Raw genomic sequence first — 17,437 nt, 5'->3', positions numbered from 1 at the left:
TATTATATTCTCCCTTTTCACTTAATATTAATTTTTTTCAAACATTATTTTAATTAACCATCAATGCTCAATGGTCAAGATTAGTGATCTAAAATCTGATCATTGAGCATTAACATCTGTCATATTAGATCTATTCTATAACAATTTTTCTAATTTTTGTCCCTTCAAATGGTACTGGTATATATGCTACTCTTAACACTGTTGTTAATTTAACATCATGTTCACCTTTAGAAAGTCCGCCTTCTCTTTCGACAAAAACGGTAGCTTCTTCTCCATATTCCCATCTATATGTAGTAACTGTTTCCATTTCATCTAAAGTGAAATAATCTTCTCCATTTGGACTAAATTTAATGTTTTCTCTTGGAACTTCAACACCATCTACTTCTACTCTTACATCATGTACCATAGATACTGGTACTCCTCTGTAGTAAGTAATTAATGTCTTCATTTCAAAACCATCAATTTTCCCATCTTTATTTAATACGTTTTTACAGCTATTTTCACTAAATACGTAATTATCAAACATGCTGCTTTCCTCCTATCTTCCTAGCTCTTCAATATATTTCTTTAACATTTCTTGATGCATTTTTACTTGTTCAAGTTCTTTAACTTCTGCACCTTCAAGAGTAAATCTATTACCTTCATATTCAGTTGAAATATATCCATCATATCCTTTTTCATCTAAATATTTAATAAATTCATCATATGGAATTGAATATTCTACGCCTTCTTCAGTCATTTCATATACTTTTCCATGAATGTGTTTTACATATGGCATATGTTCATCTAAAATGCTGAAGTCACTTGATTCATATCCATCACAGAACAATGTATACATATGATCAAGTTCTGTTTTACATAAACCTAATAATTCTTTAGGTCTTCCACCATGTTTTGTAAAGAATTGCTTTGGATCAGTTCCTTGTGCAAAAATATCATCAACATATTTAATTACTTCTTCATTTACACCTAAGCTTCTAAAATACTCTGTTGCTACTCTTGGATGTCTTCTACAGAAGATTCCTGCATCAACAACTATTCCTAAGTATGGTGATTTTGTTTTATGAATTACATCAATAAATGCTTTAGTCATAGGATTATCAAAACTCATACCACCATGAATTTCTAAAGCTAAAGTTACATCATACTTTTCTGCATAAGGTAATGCTGGTTCTATGATTTCTGGAGGTGTTTTTGATACAAGTCTAACTAACTTAAAACCTAAACGATGAGCTAATTTTATTTCTTCAATTAAAGCATCTGTTGATTCCTTAGTAGTTAAAGTTCTATTTTTATATAAACAAGTATTTATAAAGATATCATTACAAACTGGTTTAACTTTATATTCAGCCATAAGCCTATCCCATTCTTTTAATGTTTCTTCTGATGGATGAGGAGTTCCTTTAAGCATTTGATCACTTATGAATTCCATTTCAGCTCCCATTTCTTTTAAGAATTTGAATATATCTCCTAACTTCATTTTTCCTCTAGCATATTGATCTTGTAAGCTATAAAAACTTACTGAACGTTTAATATTTGACATAAACTATCTTCCTTTCTTTTATCTATTTCATTTTCTAATGTTTAAACACTGTAATATATAAAATCTAATGATTTTGTTATCAAACTGAAATTTTTCAATCAATTAAGAGTTCAAGGTTAAGAGTTAAGATTTCTTGACTCTTAACTTATCAGCTATAAATGCAATTAATTGGAAATCATATCCTTAATTATTAAATATACTATTACTCAAAGTCTATTGATCTGCCTGTTGCTGCTGATTCTCTAACTGCTTCCATTACAGCAAGTACTCTTCTTACTTCTGGTATCTTAACTAATAACTCTTCTTTTCCTTCAAGTGCCTTTAAGTAGTTTTCGAAGAACATAATATGAGCAACATCTACTTTTGGTAATTCTTCTGTAACTAATAATCCTTCTGGTGGTGGTCCAAAAGAACGAGTAGGACCTGAAGCTGTCATAGTTGTTTTCCCTGGAACATTTGTAAGAAGTCTTGTTGTTCTTGCAATTTTCCCTTCTGGCTCAAAACCATCACAGTACATACTGCCTGTATCTCCACCAATAAACCAATGTCTTTCAAACCACTTTGGCTTATCAGCTAAGAAATAAGTTCCAAGTTCAACTTCTCCAGTTATTCCATTTTCAAATCTAAATAAAATTTTAAAGTAATCATCTACCTCTTCATTTATAACATTTCTTAAATCAGCATATATTGTCTTTATTGGACTATCCACCATATAAAGCATTTGGTCTATTAAATGAACTCCCCAGTCATATAACATTCCGCCCCCATATTTTTTGAATACATGCCAATCATGCATGTTTCCATTAATTCCATATAACATTGATTGAATTGTAAATACTTTTCCTAATGCTTTTTGATCATATACTTCTTTTGCAGTTCTAAAATCTTCGTCAAATCTACGTTGTTGATGTACTGTAAATAATACTCCCGCATCTTTTACAACTGCTATCATTTCATCATATTCTGCTACACTCATAGCTGCTGGTTTTTCACAAATTATGTTTTTACCTGCTTTTGCTGCTTTTATTACAGCTTCTTTATGCACATGATTACTTATTGAAATTACCACAGTGTTTATTTCTTTAATTTCCAATAATTCGTCAACGCTAGTAGTCTTTATGACTCCTTCAGTAATTGCATCTGACATTTTTTCTTCATCTATATCACAAATTGCTACTACCTTTATATCTTCCATAGAATCAAACATTTTTTCATGAATATGCCCCATAAATCCAAAGCCTATTATTCCAAAATTAACTTTCATTTTTAATTCCATCCTTTCTTTAAATAAAAATACTTTTGCAGAATTCTCTTTAAATCTGCTTTGTTTAGATTACAAAATTTCTTAAATATCTTGCTGATAAAATTGCTGACTTCTTGCATTCTTCTATTGAACCTTCAAAGGCTTTATCTTCAACTTCTATACATGTGTAACCTTTGTAACCTATGTCTGTTAGAGCAGAAACATATTTACCCCAATCTATGTCTCCAAGCCCTGGTAATTTAGGTGACATATATTGAAGTGGTGTAGCCATTATTCCTACATCATCTAATTTATCCTTGAAGATTTTTATATCCTTATAATGAACATGGAAGATTTTATCCTTAAATTCATATATTGGCTTAATATAATTAATGTGTTGCCATACAAAGTGAGATGGATCATAATTTAATCCAAAGTTATCACTATTAAGTATTTCAAATACTTTTCTCCAAATAGCTGGTGTTGTCATTAAGTTTTGTCCCCCTGGCCACTCATCATTAGTAAATAACATTGGACAATTTTCAATTGCTATCTTCACACCTTTTTCTTCAGCATATTTTACAATTGGAGGCCATACTTCTTTTACTACTTCTAAATTTTCTTCAACAGTTTTCTTTGGATCTCTTCCTAAGAATGTTGTTATCATACTTACGCCAAGCTTATTGCTTCCATCTATTAATTTGTAAAGATGTTCAACATATACTTTTCTTTTTTCTAAATCTGGGTCCATTGTATTTGGATAATATCCAAGAGCTGATATTTCAATGCCTTTTTCTTTACAATAATTTTTAATATATGTGACTTTATCTTCGCTTAAATCTGCTACATCAATATGAGATACCCCAGCATATCTTCTTTCCGCTTTACCTTTTGGCCAACAGCAAACTTCTAGACATTCTAAATTATTTTCAGCTGCAAAATCAACTAATTCTTCAAAGGTTAAATCTCCTAAAATAGCACTGTTTAATCCTAATTTCATAATATACATCTCCTTTAACTTAATTTATATAAATCTACATATCTTTTAGAAATTTTTTAATACATATTCTTTTCACATGCTTATTGTACCTTTTTTAATATTGTAAACGCATTCTTTTAATTATCCATTTCTATCTTTAATGTTGTTTAAATCAATTATTTTTTTTTAAAAGAAAAGAAAAGTTAAAAAATCGAATTAATTTTTTAATCTTTTCTTACTTATCATGAATTTCAACCTTGTATACTAAACAATAAAAAAATAAGCTGATGCAATACTAACTCTGTCAGTTTTGCATCAGCCTCAACTTATTTATACTTATTCTACTTTAAGTGAAACATTGTCAATACACACTTTTGTTAATGCAGGATTGCTTGTGTTCCCAAAACAAAATTTCAGTTGAGCAACGTCATCCTTAGGCATTGTAAATTTTATAATTACATGTTTCTTATCTGGTGTAAGGGACACTGTTTCTTCCGCATATGAATGATACGTAGCATTTTCCTGAATCTCAGCTACTATATCTCTAGCTTCATCAGACCAAGCATCAAATTCTAAAACATACTTTTCACCATTGAATAAACTTATATCATTACTAAATAACATCACATCCCAAGCCGCTGATGTACCTAATGCTGTTACATCAATAGCTGCTGCTTTATCTGCATCTTCTGTTATACTAAAAGTTGCTGCAGCTGGAGTTGTAGCAAAATGTCCCCAATTGCCGAATTCTGAAGTAAAATCTCCGTTGGTAATGAGATTATCATGATTTATTGTTCCTGCTGCTGCTTTTATAGTTTGACTTACTTTTATATCATCAAAACCATTGGCCTTTACAACAATATTATAATCACCTTTTTCAGTAAATACACTCTTATCCAAGGTTATTTTACCATCTGCTACTGTATATAAGCTTTTATCAACATCATTTCCATTTTCACTTATTTTGCTGATTGAGTCTTTCCAGCCATTGTCTCCACCTGCATAAGCAATATTAATATCATTTCCAATTGTATTGTTTGTATTGTCTGGTACTAATGTTGCTGGCATTTTAACCAGTGCATCTTTTACTTTAAGTGAGACATTATCAACATATACTTTTGTTAATTTAGGATTACTTGTATTACCAAATAAGAATTTCAATTGTGTCGTATCATCTTTAGGCATTGTAAAATTTAAAATTACATGCTGTTTATCCGGTTTAAGTGCTAAGGTTTTTGAAGCATAAGAAGTATAATTAGCATTTTCCTCAATCTTTGCTACAATATCTCTAGTTTCATCAGCCCAAACATCAAATTCTAAAGTATAGTTTACTCCTTTTGATAATTTCATATCATCACTATATAACATTACATTCCAATTTTCTGTGCCCAAAGCTTTAACATCAATAGCTGCTGCTTTATCTGCATCATCTGTTATGCTAAAATCTGCTTTTGAACCAGCTTGATTATCAAGAGTTTGCCAATAATTATATCCTAAACTAAAATCTCCATTTTTAATTGGATATAAATCCACACCATCGTAATTTACATTGTTATTTGTTGTTCTTATAAGTTTAATATCATCAATAAAAACTTTACCATCAGCATTTCCCATTAAAAATTCTGTAATCGAATTTGTATCAGTTTTTCCTTCTGGCATAGTAAATTCATATTCATATTCTTGATCTGTAGTTGTTAAATTAAATGTATTTTGTGAATATGTTTGTCCATCTTTTGATACAAATTTTACATCCATTGTTCTGTCTTTAGATGCATGCGCTTTAAATGTAAGTTTATATACATCGCTTTGTAGCAAGTTAGTTCCTGTTTGAGATAATATAACACCATTTTTATCTCCTGCAACTGGTATTGTTACTTCAGCTTGTTCTTTATCCTTTTCGCTTTTAAAGGTAGCACCTTCACCTTTAAAATCCCAGAAACCTACTCTATTATCTCCTAAATTAAAGCTTCCATTATAAATATGATTTCCATTTTCTAATGGCTCTTTTGCTGTACTTGCATTATCCTCTACATCTGCATCGGTTTCTGTTACTTCTACATCATTAAGATGAATATTAATATCATTAGTTAATCCAAGATTGAATTCTAGTCTACCATGTACATTAGGAGTATCTTTCATTACAAATGAGTATTCATATTCTTTTTCTTCATTTGTAAGATTAACTTTAAATGCATCTGAATATTTCTTCCAACCTCTATCTGAACCACCACCAAATTGTGCTTCTACGGTTGCTGCTTTATCTGCTTTTGCTTTAAATTTTAATGTATATTTTTTATTAAGCCTTAATGGAACATGATCAATTAGCTGTACCGAGTAATTTTTATCTCCTCCATTATCTATATTCAAATCTAATCCATCACCTGAATTATTAAATGTAGCTTTTCCTACACCAGCAGTTAAGAAGTTCCAATTATCAAAAGAAAGTTCCCCATCTGTAGAATTTTTTATATTTTTGAACTTAGGATCAATAATGTAGCTTCCATTACTTAAAGGAGTTCTTGCACCTTTTATTGGTCCAGCATAAGTTGCTGGATTATCATGTACTGGATATTCACCATTCAAATCATATACTCTTACATAATCTACTTTCATTTGTGCAGATTTAAAGGAATCATCTGGTTGTAAACCACCATCATAATCTCCTCCTACTGCCATATTTAAAATAATATGAAAATTTCTATCAAATGGAGCTGGGTAAGCATATGGAGCTGGTTCATTAGCTCCTTGACTAAACCAATTATTAGCAGTGTAATATAATTCTCCATCAACATACCATCTAATTTCTCCTGGATCCCACTCTACAGAATAAATATGCTTACCAGTAATATCTTTTCCTGCTGGGAATGTATAATGACTACCACTAGATGTGTTATTAGGCCATTCCTTACCAAAATGAATTGTTCCCCAAACATTATTAAGAACTCTTCCTTTTGCCTCCATAATATCTATTTCTCCACCGGCAGCCCATCTACCATATATATTATTATCATCTGGTAACATCCAAAATGCTGGCCATAGTCCTTGACCTTCTGGCATAGTAATAGCAGCTTCTATTTTTCCATAAGTCTTACTATATTTACCTAAGGTTCTGATTCTGGCTGACGAATATTTATATTCTTTATCACCATATTTAATTGGCGTTTCTTCTTTTCTTGCTTCTATAATAAGGTTTCCATCTTCAACTTTCGTATTCTTATCAGTATAGAATTCTTTTTCATTATTTCCCCAATCTACTGCATTATATTCAGTTCCATTTCCATATTGATAACTCCATTTATTAGGGTCTAAGCTATTCCAATTAAACTCATCACTCCACACTAACTTCCACTTATCCTGTTCTTGATTAGTATTTATAATATTTGATCCTGGATTACCAGATGAGGATTTATTTGACGATGATTTTTTAGATGCTGTAAGAGTTGGTAAATTCTCAGTATTTGCTGGTTCATCAGCTTGTTTCGTAACACTAACTCCTTTACCATCAAATGTTTTAGACACCTTTGGTATTTCTCCAACTGCATCTCCATTATTGCTAAAGTTATATTCCTTATTATCTATCATAACTTTACCTGTTTGCATTGCTCCTGATGCTGCAAGGGAGTATACTTTTCCATTAACTTCAACTATACCAGTTTGCATTGCTCCTGATGCATCTGTATAATACCACGTTCCTTTATCATTTATCCAACCAGTTTTCATTGCACCTGACCCATCTGCAAAATACCAAGCCCCCTTGTCATTTATCCAGCCTGTTTTCATTGCTCCTGTTGCATCTGCAAAGTACCAAGTTCCATTATCGTTTATCCAACCAGTTCTCATTACTCCTGCTGAATCGAAATTATACCAAATTCCATCTATTAACTTCCAATTTGTAGCCAATTCATTATTATCTATATAACTCCACGTACCATTTTCTGACGACTTCTTCCATTCAGCACTTGCACCGCTTGATAAGATTGCTGGGATTATGCTTGTTGCAACTACTGCAGCTATAACTTTTCTCAATTTAACTTTCTTCATCTATGGTAAATTCTCCTTCGTACTATTTTTTGTGTTTTCATTAATTGCTTATGATTACTCGCTTATAAATTTTAATTTAAAATTTCACAATTTGTCATACTTCAAAGCCAACTTTCTATAGCTAACCATATATTTCTACTGAGGATCATACGCTGCCCAATCATAATATGCATTAATTGGGGTTACTCCATTATAGGCACCTAACCATGAATCTACACCTTTTCCAGGCCATAAATTCATCATGATTTTACCAGCATGTGTTGGAATATTTTTAGTTGCTCTATAAACTTCTTTTCCATCTACTAACCACGCAATATACGTTGGCTGCCAGTTAAACGCATAAGTATGAAAACTAGAAGATGCATCAAAACCTAAATTATAAAGATACTCATGATTGCCTACACCATTTGTATAATAGTTGAATTGTACCTTTGTAGTATCTTTACCTAAAAATTCAATATCAATTTCATCCCAAGGAGTACCGTCTGTTGGTCCGGTATAGGTGAAGAATGAGGAAACTATGCCAGTATTTTTCGCTGGTTTCATTCTTACTTGGTAAAGCCCATAGCTATAGGTATCCTTTGAACGATATTCTCCACCTGCATATGGCTTAGCTCCCCCTTGGGTATCTTTATTAAGGGTAAGATTCATAACTCCATTGCTAAAATTAATATTACTAGCTCTCCAAGTACAATTAAACATGTCCTCATTTGACCAGCCATCTGATTTTGACCAAGCTGTTGTATTGTAAGAATTAAAAGCCTCACCAAAGTGTGTTGTAGTCAATGCATAAGCTGTTGTTTGACTTACAGCTCCTACTAAGAAAGTACCTACTAGAATTCCTAATGCTGCAATTTTTAATTTTTTCATTTTCATACATTTTTCCTCCTAAAAATCAAATTACTAACAAAATTTGTATTTAAGTATCATTTATCCTTTAACAGCTCCTGCAGTCATACCGCTAATAAACTTCTTTTGAGATAATATTTTTTCTTCACTTTTTTACCCCCTTATTTCTTTTGACACCTTTATGATATATTAAAATAATGTTTACTAGAATGGTACAAAATTACGATAACCTATTAAAAAATTACTAACTTTAAACATTTACATAAAAAACAAAAAAGAAGAGATCCTTATTAAGAATCTCTCCTTTATTTTAAATATTACATTTTTTATATTCAACTGGAGTGTAACCGGTATACTTTTTAAAGAGCTTACCAAAATATGCTGTTTCCTTATATCCAAGCATATCACTAACCTCGTAAACTTTATAATCATACTTCTTTAATAATATTTTGGCTCGTTCCATCTTTGCTCTTGTTGTATATTCTAAAAAATTTTCTCCTGTTTGCTGTTTGAATATTGAACATAAATAATTCTTACTTATATTAAAATTATTTGCTATAGCTGTTAATGTAATATCCTCATCTATATGATTAAGTACATATTCACAAGCTCTTTGAACTATATTATCACCCTGATTTAGGTTGTATTCCTTTATAATCAATATTAGTTTATTTATATTATCAATTAATTGTTTCTCAATATTCTCCAGTGTTTCAACTCCTAAAAATCCAATGTTTGTTATTTGGCTTAAATCATATATATCTTCTAAAAAACTATATTTTTTAAGCACATTATTATAAATATTGTACACTACTTGAGTAAACGCAATATTTATGCTAAAAATATCAAAATTCAACATACTTGCTATTTCACCAACTAGTTCTCGAAGCATATTTAAAGAATCATCTCTCCCTATAAGTATTGAATTTATTAATGCCTTTTCCTTTTCAATTGGATAAACAAAATTTTTCTTTCTTATTTCTGCTAATTCGGTTAATTGAATTAGTTTATTAGTTCCAAGCACATATTTGTATTTTAATGCCTCTTTAGCATTTAAATAACTTTTGTAAATACTATATAATTGATCATAAGCATTTCCAACCCCAATATTTAATTTTATCTGGTAGTTTTCACTGCTAATTTTAAGTATGTTCTTTAAAACTGCAACAAACTTTTGATTAAAATCGGATAGCTCAATATCTTTTTCCATTTGTACAAGAATGATTTTTTTACCAAAATCTCCATCTAACACAGAAAAATATTCTATATCACTCTTTTTCAATTCTTTCTCTATTAAATCATTAACCTTATTATTTAAATAACTCCATTCGTCGTTTTCAGTTAAATCTTCACTGCTTATAATAATTTCATTAATCTCAACAATTGCAACTTGAACTTTACCTTTAACTAAAGGAAGATTATACTGCGAAATATATTCATCAATAAGCATTAAATTTTTTCCCCTTAATAAGTCATATAAAATTTTTTCTCCCGAAATAATTTTATTTACATTATATTCATGATCCTTTTTTTCTTTCATTGCCAATTTATCATAAGCATTAATTAATATGTTTTTCAGTTTTTGAGCATCTAATGGTTTTAATATATAATCAAAGGCCCCAAGTCTTATCCCCTCTTGTGCATATGAAAATTCATCATAGCCACTTAATAATAGTACTAAAGTATCTAATCCATTTTCTCTAATTTTTCTTAATAACTCAATTCCTGTTATTTTATGCATCTTTATATCTGATATAATAAAATCTATGTTATATTCTTTAATTAGCTCAAGTGCATCTTCTCCATCTCGTGCTTCACAAGCTATCTTAAAACCATATTCCTCCCAGTTGATTATTTTTTTTAATCCTTTTCTGATAATTGGTTCATCATCTACTATCATTACCGAATACAAACTTTTCCCCCCTTTAAAATTCTTATTTACTTAATACTTCTAATGGATTATCTATAGAATTTGGCAGCTTAAGTGTTATTTGTGTATAACCCCCTTCGTGAGCTTCAATCATAATACCATATTGTTTACCGTAAAAAAGCTTTATTCTATCACTAACATTTTTAAGTCCAAGACCATATTTTTTATCTATATTTTCGTTTATATGATTCTGTAACTCCTGAACTTTGTTTATATCCATTCCCTTTCCATCATCTTTCACATTTAAATATAAATATTCTTCATCAATAGCAACAGATATGGAAATAATACCATTTTCACTCATTAATTTTTCTGAAATACCATGCTTCACTGCATTTTCCACTAAGGGTTGAATAGTCAATTTTAATATTTTTCTGTCTAGAAATTCCGGCTCAATATTAATATTTAAAATTATTTCAAAATCATATCTTAGAGTCATTAATGATATATAATTTTTAATATGACTTATTTCTTCACTCAGTGGCACAAACTCACTATTCCATTTCATGTTATATCTCATCATATCACCTAAAGCCGCTAAACAATCAGATACCATGTAATTTTCTTCAACTAATGCCATCATCCTAATATTCTCAAGAGTATTATATAGAAAATGTGAATCTATTTGAGTTTTTAATGCTTTTAGTTCTGCTTCTTTGGTTATTATTTCTTTATTCACGCTCTCCTTAATCAATATATCTATAGTTTTCATCATTTGTCTAAAATTATGGGCAAGCACTCCAACTTCATCATTACCATAAACCTCTATGCTTGGCATTAAATCTCCAGTTCTTACCTGTTTAACTGCAGAAATTATTTTGTATAATCTTTTTAGAATAGTTTTAGTTGCGAAAAATACTACTACTGATAGAAATATCAGCAAAAAAATTGAACTCCAAATAGCAAGATATTTAGAATTTTTAATTTCTTGAGAAATGTTATTTAATGGGATAACACTTATTAAGTAATTGTTTGGAATAGGTGACTCTTTGTATAGTATAATATAATCTTCACTACCTTGATTATAATTCACTTCTCCTTTTTCATGTTCCAATTTATCTTTAATAAATTCCTGAAACTTTTTTTTATCGAAATTAAATTTTTTAAGCAGTGTACTATTTTCATTTGTTTTCATATCCATATTTTCTTTATTTACTAATAATATTTGTCCACTTTTCAACTCATCTTTTTCGTACATTTTTTGAAAAAAATCCTTGGAATCCATAGTTACCCTGCAAATACCATAATACTTATCACTTGAATAAGTAATCCTTTTATTAATAGAAACTACTACATCTTTTGATTCATCATTTAAAGTTGATTTAACCACAATATCATTATCATAATGATTAATATTCCAATATTCTGAACCATTTTTTTTAATAACTTTTTTATACCATTCATTATCCATAATTCTGTCTATTTTATAAAAAGTAGGCCAAATTTCACTTATATTAGAATTGCTAGTAAATATATTTATTTGTTTAATTGTTGGATTACTATTTTGCAGATTAATTAATTGCTTATAGGTTGTTTCTTTAAACTCAATTAGTTCTTTTGCTTCTTGATTATCAACTCCCTGTAAATATCCTATTACTTGATTATCAGATTCTATAGTCTTAATTATATTTCTCATTATATAAACATTCTTTTCAACACTATCATATTCAGTGCTGATATCATAATTAGCTCTATTTACTGCATCATGTTTTGCATTCTCTGAAAGAGAACTAAATATATATAAAGAAAATATTACTATCGGAATACCAATAATGAATATATACATGGTAATTAATTTTTTTATTAAACTTTGATCACTTAATGTTTGCTTAATTTTTTCCCACGAAATAACAGCTTTATTTTTCATTTAAGCAACTCCTATTTTAATTCATCTAATTACATTTAGCTTCTTCTTATTTTCCTCATATTTTTGTTGAGCATATTTTTGTATCTTATCCCAACCTTGTTCTTTTCTATATGAGATAAATTCATTTAGTAGTTTATCAAATTCATTCTCGTTCTTAGCAATAAGCAGATTCTTTAATGTATTTCCCCATTTTTTGTTTATTCTCACAAAAGCTATTCCTTCCTCATTATCTCCATACGGATAAATGTTATCAAATAAGGAATAATTATACGTCTTCCCCTTAGCCCAGTCACTTATTATACTTAGTGGCTTCTCTTTTTCTGGCATCCATTTCTGTATTAAGTCACCATCTGACAGCATCCAATAGGTATTTGCCGCACCATATTTATTATCAAAAGCTATTCTATCTTTGTTTAGCAAATCTACCACTTCTGGTTTAAACTGTTCCTTTCCATTAATTACATCCCAAGTTAATCCTTTTATTCCCAAATACAAATCTTTATTTCCTTCTTCACTAATTAAATAACTTAAAAAATTTATAGCTCTCTTTGGATCTTTACAGGTCTTTGAAATCAAGGTAACTGTCCATCCAGAAATACTATCTCCTGCTAGTTTAGGCTGATCTAACCTAGAGTTTGAAGGCCCATCTATAGCCATATATACTTTATTCTTATCTCTAGAGTATAATTCCAGTTGCTGAGCTGACATGTCAGAGCTTTGATAGAGCATTGCAAAATATCTTCCTTCTGTTATCTTTTCTTCTATCTGAGCTCTTTTATCAACAAAAATTTCCTTCGATAGCAATCCTCTTTCATTAGCTTCTCTTAAAGTTTTTAACCATCCTATATATTCTTTATCTATATTTTTATCATATACTTTTCCATTCTCTTCTCTAGGAACATCTAAAAAATTAGGCAAAATACTATCTAAAGAAAGATTTCCATAATCATTGAACTCATGAAAGCCTATAGGTATCAATTCATGGCCATCAACTTTCGAAAATTCTTTTTTTGCCCTTTCAAGGGCACTTAAAAAACCTTGTGGTGTTCTCATATCAGGTTTTCCTAAAGCTTCATATATATCTTTCCTAACTAAAAATGTTTGATTTGATGGCTTTTCTTCTTTGTAATCGCTAAAATCAGTTACTGGACTTGAAAAGTTTGGATAGCAATATACATTTCCATCGCTTTCTCTATACCATTCCAATTTTTGTTTATCTGCAACTCTCATAAAATATGCATCATATTGTTCTGATATCTTATCAAGCGGTAATGCTAAACCACTCTGAATTATCCTTTTATATCCATAATCTTGTGAACTTAATGTAATAAGATCTGGCAATTTACCAGTTTCAATCATAGAATTTAATTTTTCTGTCTCATCACCGCTTGGAGTTATTAAGTTTAAACTAACACCAGTTTTCTCAGAAACATATTTTGAAACAGGATTTGTCCCCCATTTAGTTTGAAACCAAGAAAAATCAATATACCAATCAAAAGTTATGGGTGTTATATCCATATTTTTTCCTTCTTCACCATAGGTCTTATTAACTACACTCTCTATTTTTTTATCAAATAAAAAACATGCTGTAAGAAGCATAGACATTGCAGCTAAGGCTATAATACCTCTATAAACCTTTACATTTTGTTTTCTCATATATACTCCCCCCCTTTTGCAGTATAAAAATATTGCTAAACGGTAATTTAAAACTTTATTTTAAAATTATACTTTTTAAAAAATTATAAGTCAATTGCTTAATATCCTATTAAATCCTCTATATTATTTCCATAAAAAAATCGCAGGCGACTGTGGAGCCGGAGATTTTTTTTACGCATCTGCCTTTTCGAACGCATGTGAGAAAAATCTGGCAGGCGAATAAGATTTATTTTTTATTCTTTTTTACACACAAAACCTACTTAATTGGCCTTTTCAATAAGTTATCCACAGATTTAACTTTATTATAAATTCCTAAAGAATAAAAAATAATAAAACCACTATTAGCAATTTATGATTACTTATGGTGATTTTATTATTTTAAACTAAATATCTTCTATAACTATTAAATTACTTTAAATCCATCTATTTTATCTACTAGTGTTTCTACTGATTTATCTAATTGAACAGCTACACCTGAAACCTCTTCTATTGAAGCAACCATTTCTTCTGCGGATGCCGATATTTCTTCTGTTGAAGCAGAAACCTCTTCTGCAACAGATGCCACTCCTTCAACTTTACCTACAACTATATCTTTTGCTTTAATTGCATTTTTAACCGAATTATATGTTTCATTAACAACAGGAGTAATATCTTGAACAGACTTTAATATATTATCAAAGGATTCAATTGTTTTTTCAATAACTTGAGCCTGCTCACTAATTAGCTCATTCATTCCATTCGAAGTAACAATAACTTCTTTTGTTTCTCCACTAACTAAATTTATTAGATTCATTATTTCGGAAGCTGATTTGCTGGATTCTTCAGCTAATTTTCTGACTTCATCTGCAACTACTGCAAAGCCTTTTCCTTGTTCCCCTGCTCTTGCTGCTTCAATAGCTGCGTTCAAAGCTAAAAGATTAGTTTGTTCTGAAATCTCATTAATAGAATCCGTTATTTTCCCTATTTCACTTACAGTACTACCTAAACCATTAATCTTATTAGTAACAAGTGTAAATGACTGCTTAACATCATTAACTGATTTAGTTAATGATCCAATAAAATTTTTTCCTAAAACAGCTTTGTCTTCAGCTTTTTTGCTACTTATATTAACGTTCGAAATTTTATCATGAATATCATTTAATTCATCATTAAACATATCTAATTGTTTAGTTATATCCAATAGCTGGCGAGTTTGATCCATTGCTCCATTAGCTATTTCTCCAATAGCTGCAGAAACTTCATTTGCAGCTACTGACATTTCTTTAGAATTATTTGTTAAGGTATTTGATAAATTACTAACGTCTCCACTGCTTTCTTTAACTCCAGATATTGAAAATCTCAATTTTTCCATAGTATTATTTATTTTAGTTCCCATGATGCCAACTTCATCATTGCTTTTAACTTCAATCTTAGTTGTAAAATCACCTTCATCAATAAATCCCATAGCCTTAACAACGCTATTAATGCTATTTGTAAATCTTCTCGACATTATTACTGCAAAAATAATTGAAATAATCAAAGCTATTAAAACTATAATTCCCATTAAACTAATAACTTCTTTTGATGTTCCCATAAGTTCAGCTGTTGGTATAACAGATAAATAAATTAATCCTATATCATTATTATTGTCGTATGCGACTATTTTTTTTACTCCATTATATTCATATTCACCAATTCCAGATTTTTTGCTTAATACTTCCTTGGAAATACCTATATCTAAAAAATTCTTTTGAAATATTTCATCTTTATTAGGATGTAAAGCAGTTGTTCCATCTTCTTGTATAGCAAAAATATATCCTGATGATCCAATCTTAATATTAGTAACATATTTATCTGATATCTTTTCTAAATCCACCGAATATATTACATATCCAATTATTTGCTTATCATTATTTAGAATTGGAACACAAATTGCAACTATTGCTCTTCCTGTACTATTACTTGCTCTAACACTAGAAACTACTAATTTTTTTGTTTCTTTAACTTTTGCCAAATAATCAGGCATTGGTGATTTATCTTTGTCAACTCCTTTTTTCAAAGCATCTGTTAAACGTCTTTCGTCTCCACTAATTACTATTATGTTTGCAAAAACTCCATATCTCTTTAACTGATCTCCAAAACTATTTGATACTTGTTCCTTCAACTCTTCAGATGTAGTGTTATTAAAATACTGTATTAGGGTAGGATCTTTTTGGGAATCCAAAGCTAAATTTTTCAACATTTCTATGGTACCATTCATAGATTGTTCTGAAACTAACAATTCTTCATTTAGCCTAGAGTAAGCTTCCTTTTTATTTGAGTTTTGAACAATTGAACTAACTATGACTCCTGAGATAACTAATGGTATTATTGCAAAAATTGTAAATAAAATAATAAATTTGTTTTTTAATTGCATATTTCCCCTCCTGCTTCTTTTTTCCTTTTATACCTTTATTACAATTGTACTACACGTATGTATACGCTATCAACAATATTAATTATTTACTAATTTTATTTGATTAAATTTTAATAAAATTAAATTTTAGCAAAAAAACACTTATATGAATTTATTTTAATGAATATTATAAATTCACATAAGTATTATCTTAACTATTGCTTAAATTTTAAAAGATAGACTAATATAATAATGCAATTAGAAATCACTATTCCTCACCATATTATAAAGCATTCCTTCTTTTAAAACATTGCTATTACCACCTACCAATGCATAAGCAAAAGGTAAGGTTGTAGCTGGTCCCCTGCTAGTGATTAAATGATCATCTATTGCAACTATATCTTCAACATAGTTTGCTTCCTTAAACAAAGCAGTATATTTTTCACCAGGGTATGAAGTTATTGTACGACCTTTTACAATTCCTGCTTTCTCCAAAACCATTGGTGCTGCACAAATAGCTGCAACAAACTTTTCAGGTACTTTATCAAAATATTTAACTAATTCAATTACGCTTTCATCATCTTTCATATTTCTAAATATCATTATAACAAAGGAATATTAATATAAAAAATATCTATATACTATTACATATATACATATTTATGTATATATAATTTGAGGTAATATATCCTATGGACTTGAAACAACTAACCTGCTTTCTTGAAATAATAAAGGAAGAAAATATAACAAAAGCTGCTGAAAAACTTCATATAACCCAACCACACTTAAGCCAACAACTAAAACTATTAGAAGATGAATTAAATACTCAATTAATTCAAAGAACTACCCGAAAATTTCAAATTACAGAATCAGGTAAACTTTTACAAAAGCGTAGTGAACAAATGATAAATCTATTAGAAACTACAATAAAAAGTATTTAGAGGCCACTTTAAAA

At 29.5% G+C, this 17,437-nt stretch carries 12 protein-coding genes; 1 reads left to right on the top strand and 11 read right to left on the bottom strand.

The annotated features are described in order from the left end of the window. Positions 1–130: 130 nt before the first annotated feature. The 11 genes from L3B98_RS14040 to L3B98_RS13990 form a co-directional block, all read right to left on the bottom strand. The gene (locus L3B98_RS14040; protein ID WP_238917177.1) at positions 131–526 is read right to left on the bottom strand and encodes a DUF6379 domain-containing protein; all 396 of its coding nucleotides are present in this window, start codon (positions 524–526) and stop codon (positions 131–133) included. Between the two features lie 12 nt (positions 527–538). Continuing rightward, positions 539–1,543, bottom strand: coding sequence for a TIM barrel protein (locus tag L3B98_RS14035; protein ID WP_238917176.1), 1,005 nt, complete (start codon positions 1,541–1,543; stop codon positions 539–541). A 202-nt stretch (positions 1,544–1,745) separates the two neighbouring features. Further along, positions 1,746–2,807 carry a Gfo/Idh/MocA family oxidoreductase gene (locus L3B98_RS14030; protein WP_238917175.1) on the bottom strand — a complete coding sequence of 354 codons (1,062 nt, stop codon included), beginning with the start codon at positions 2,805–2,807 and terminating at the stop codon, positions 1,746–1,748. A gap of 64 nt (positions 2,808–2,871) precedes the next feature. Beyond that, positions 2,872–3,786 carry a sugar phosphate isomerase/epimerase family protein gene (locus L3B98_RS14025; protein WP_015394354.1) on the bottom strand — a complete coding sequence of 305 codons (915 nt, stop codon included), beginning with the start codon at positions 3,784–3,786 and terminating at the stop codon, positions 2,872–2,874. Between the two features lie 315 nt (positions 3,787–4,101). Beyond that, positions 4,102–7,806 carry a carbohydrate binding domain-containing protein gene (locus tag L3B98_RS14020; RefSeq protein ID WP_238917174.1) on the bottom strand — a complete coding sequence of 1,235 codons (3,705 nt, stop codon included), beginning with the start codon at positions 7,804–7,806 and terminating at the stop codon, positions 4,102–4,104. 135 nt (positions 7,807–7,941) lie between these two features. Further along, the gene (locus L3B98_RS14015; RefSeq protein WP_238917173.1) at positions 7,942–8,682 is read right to left on the bottom strand and encodes a glycoside hydrolase family 16 protein; all 741 of its coding nucleotides are present in this window, start codon (positions 8,680–8,682) and stop codon (positions 7,942–7,944) included. Positions 8,683–8,965: 283 nt separating this feature from the next. Then, a complete protein-coding gene (locus L3B98_RS14010; protein WP_238917172.1) occupies positions 8,966–10,567 on the bottom strand; it encodes a response regulator in 1,602 nt (533 codons plus the stop codon). A gap of 22 nt (positions 10,568–10,589) precedes the next feature. Further along, complete coding sequence (locus tag L3B98_RS14005) at positions 10,590–12,452, bottom strand: sensor histidine kinase (RefSeq protein ID WP_238917171.1); 1,863 nt, start codon at positions 12,450–12,452, stop codon at positions 10,590–10,592. Between the two features lie 21 nt (positions 12,453–12,473). Continuing rightward, complete coding sequence (locus L3B98_RS14000; protein ID WP_238917170.1) at positions 12,474–14,108, bottom strand: extracellular solute-binding protein; 1,635 nt, start codon at positions 14,106–14,108, stop codon at positions 12,474–12,476. 403 nt (positions 14,109–14,511) lie between these two features. Beyond that, complete coding sequence (locus L3B98_RS13995) at positions 14,512–16,503, bottom strand: methyl-accepting chemotaxis protein (protein ID WP_238917169.1); 1,992 nt, start codon at positions 16,501–16,503, stop codon at positions 14,512–14,514. A gap of 237 nt (positions 16,504–16,740) precedes the next feature. Then, the gene (locus L3B98_RS13990; RefSeq protein ID WP_238917168.1) at positions 16,741–17,070 is read right to left on the bottom strand and encodes a DJ-1/PfpI family protein; all 330 of its coding nucleotides are present in this window, start codon (positions 17,068–17,070) and stop codon (positions 16,741–16,743) included. A gap of 104 nt (positions 17,071–17,174) precedes the next feature. On the opposite strand from L3B98_RS13990, the gene L3B98_RS13985 reads away from it, so the two are divergent. Further along, complete coding sequence (locus L3B98_RS13985; protein ID WP_238917167.1) at positions 17,175–17,423, top strand: LysR family transcriptional regulator; 249 nt, start codon at positions 17,175–17,177, stop codon at positions 17,421–17,423. Positions 17,424–17,437 lie beyond the last annotated feature (14 nt).

This window comes from Clostridium sp. YIM B02555 (assembly GCF_022320955.1).
Classification (GTDB): domain Bacteria; phylum Bacillota; class Clostridia; order Clostridiales; family Clostridiaceae; genus Clostridium; species Clostridium saccharoperbutylacetonicum.
This window is presented reverse-complemented; position numbering and strand designations above follow the sequence as displayed.

Bases quoted from the DNA above. Each gene is read 5' to 3' on its own strand.
- L3B98_RS14040 (WP_238917177.1), bottom strand. From the start codon at position 526: ATGTTTGATAATTACGTATTTAGTGAAAATAGCTGTAAAAACGTATTA.
- L3B98_RS14035 (WP_238917176.1), bottom strand. From the start codon at position 1,543: ATGTCAAATATTAAACGTTCAGTAAGTTTTTATAGCTTACAAGATCAA.
- L3B98_RS14030 (WP_238917175.1), bottom strand. From the start codon at position 2,807: ATGAAAGTTAATTTTGGAATAATAGGCTTTGGATTTATGGGGCATATT.
- L3B98_RS14025 (WP_015394354.1), bottom strand. From the start codon at position 3,786: ATGAAATTAGGATTAAACAGTGCTATTTTAGGAGATTTAACCTTTGAA.
- L3B98_RS14020 (WP_238917174.1), bottom strand. From the start codon at position 7,806: ATGAAGAAAGTTAAATTGAGAAAAGTTATAGCTGCAGTAGTTGCAACA.
- L3B98_RS14015 (WP_238917173.1), bottom strand. From the start codon at position 8,682: ATGAAAATGAAAAAATTAAAAATTGCAGCATTAGGAATTCTAGTAGGT.
- L3B98_RS14005 (WP_238917171.1), bottom strand. From the start codon at position 12,452: ATGAAAAATAAAGCTGTTATTTCGTGGGAAAAAATTAAGCAAACATTA.
- L3B98_RS14000 (WP_238917170.1), bottom strand. From the start codon at position 14,108: ATGAGAAAACAAAATGTAAAGGTTTATAGAGGTATTATAGCCTTAGCT.
- L3B98_RS13995 (WP_238917169.1), bottom strand. From the start codon at position 16,503: ATGCAATTAAAAAACAAATTTATTATTTTATTTACAATTTTTGCAATA.
- L3B98_RS13990 (WP_238917168.1), bottom strand. From the start codon at position 17,070: ATGAAAGATGATGAAAGCGTAATTGAATTAGTTAAATATTTTGATAAA.
- L3B98_RS13985 (WP_238917167.1), top strand. From the start codon at position 17,175: ATGGACTTGAAACAACTAACCTGCTTTCTTGAAATAATAAAGGAAGAA.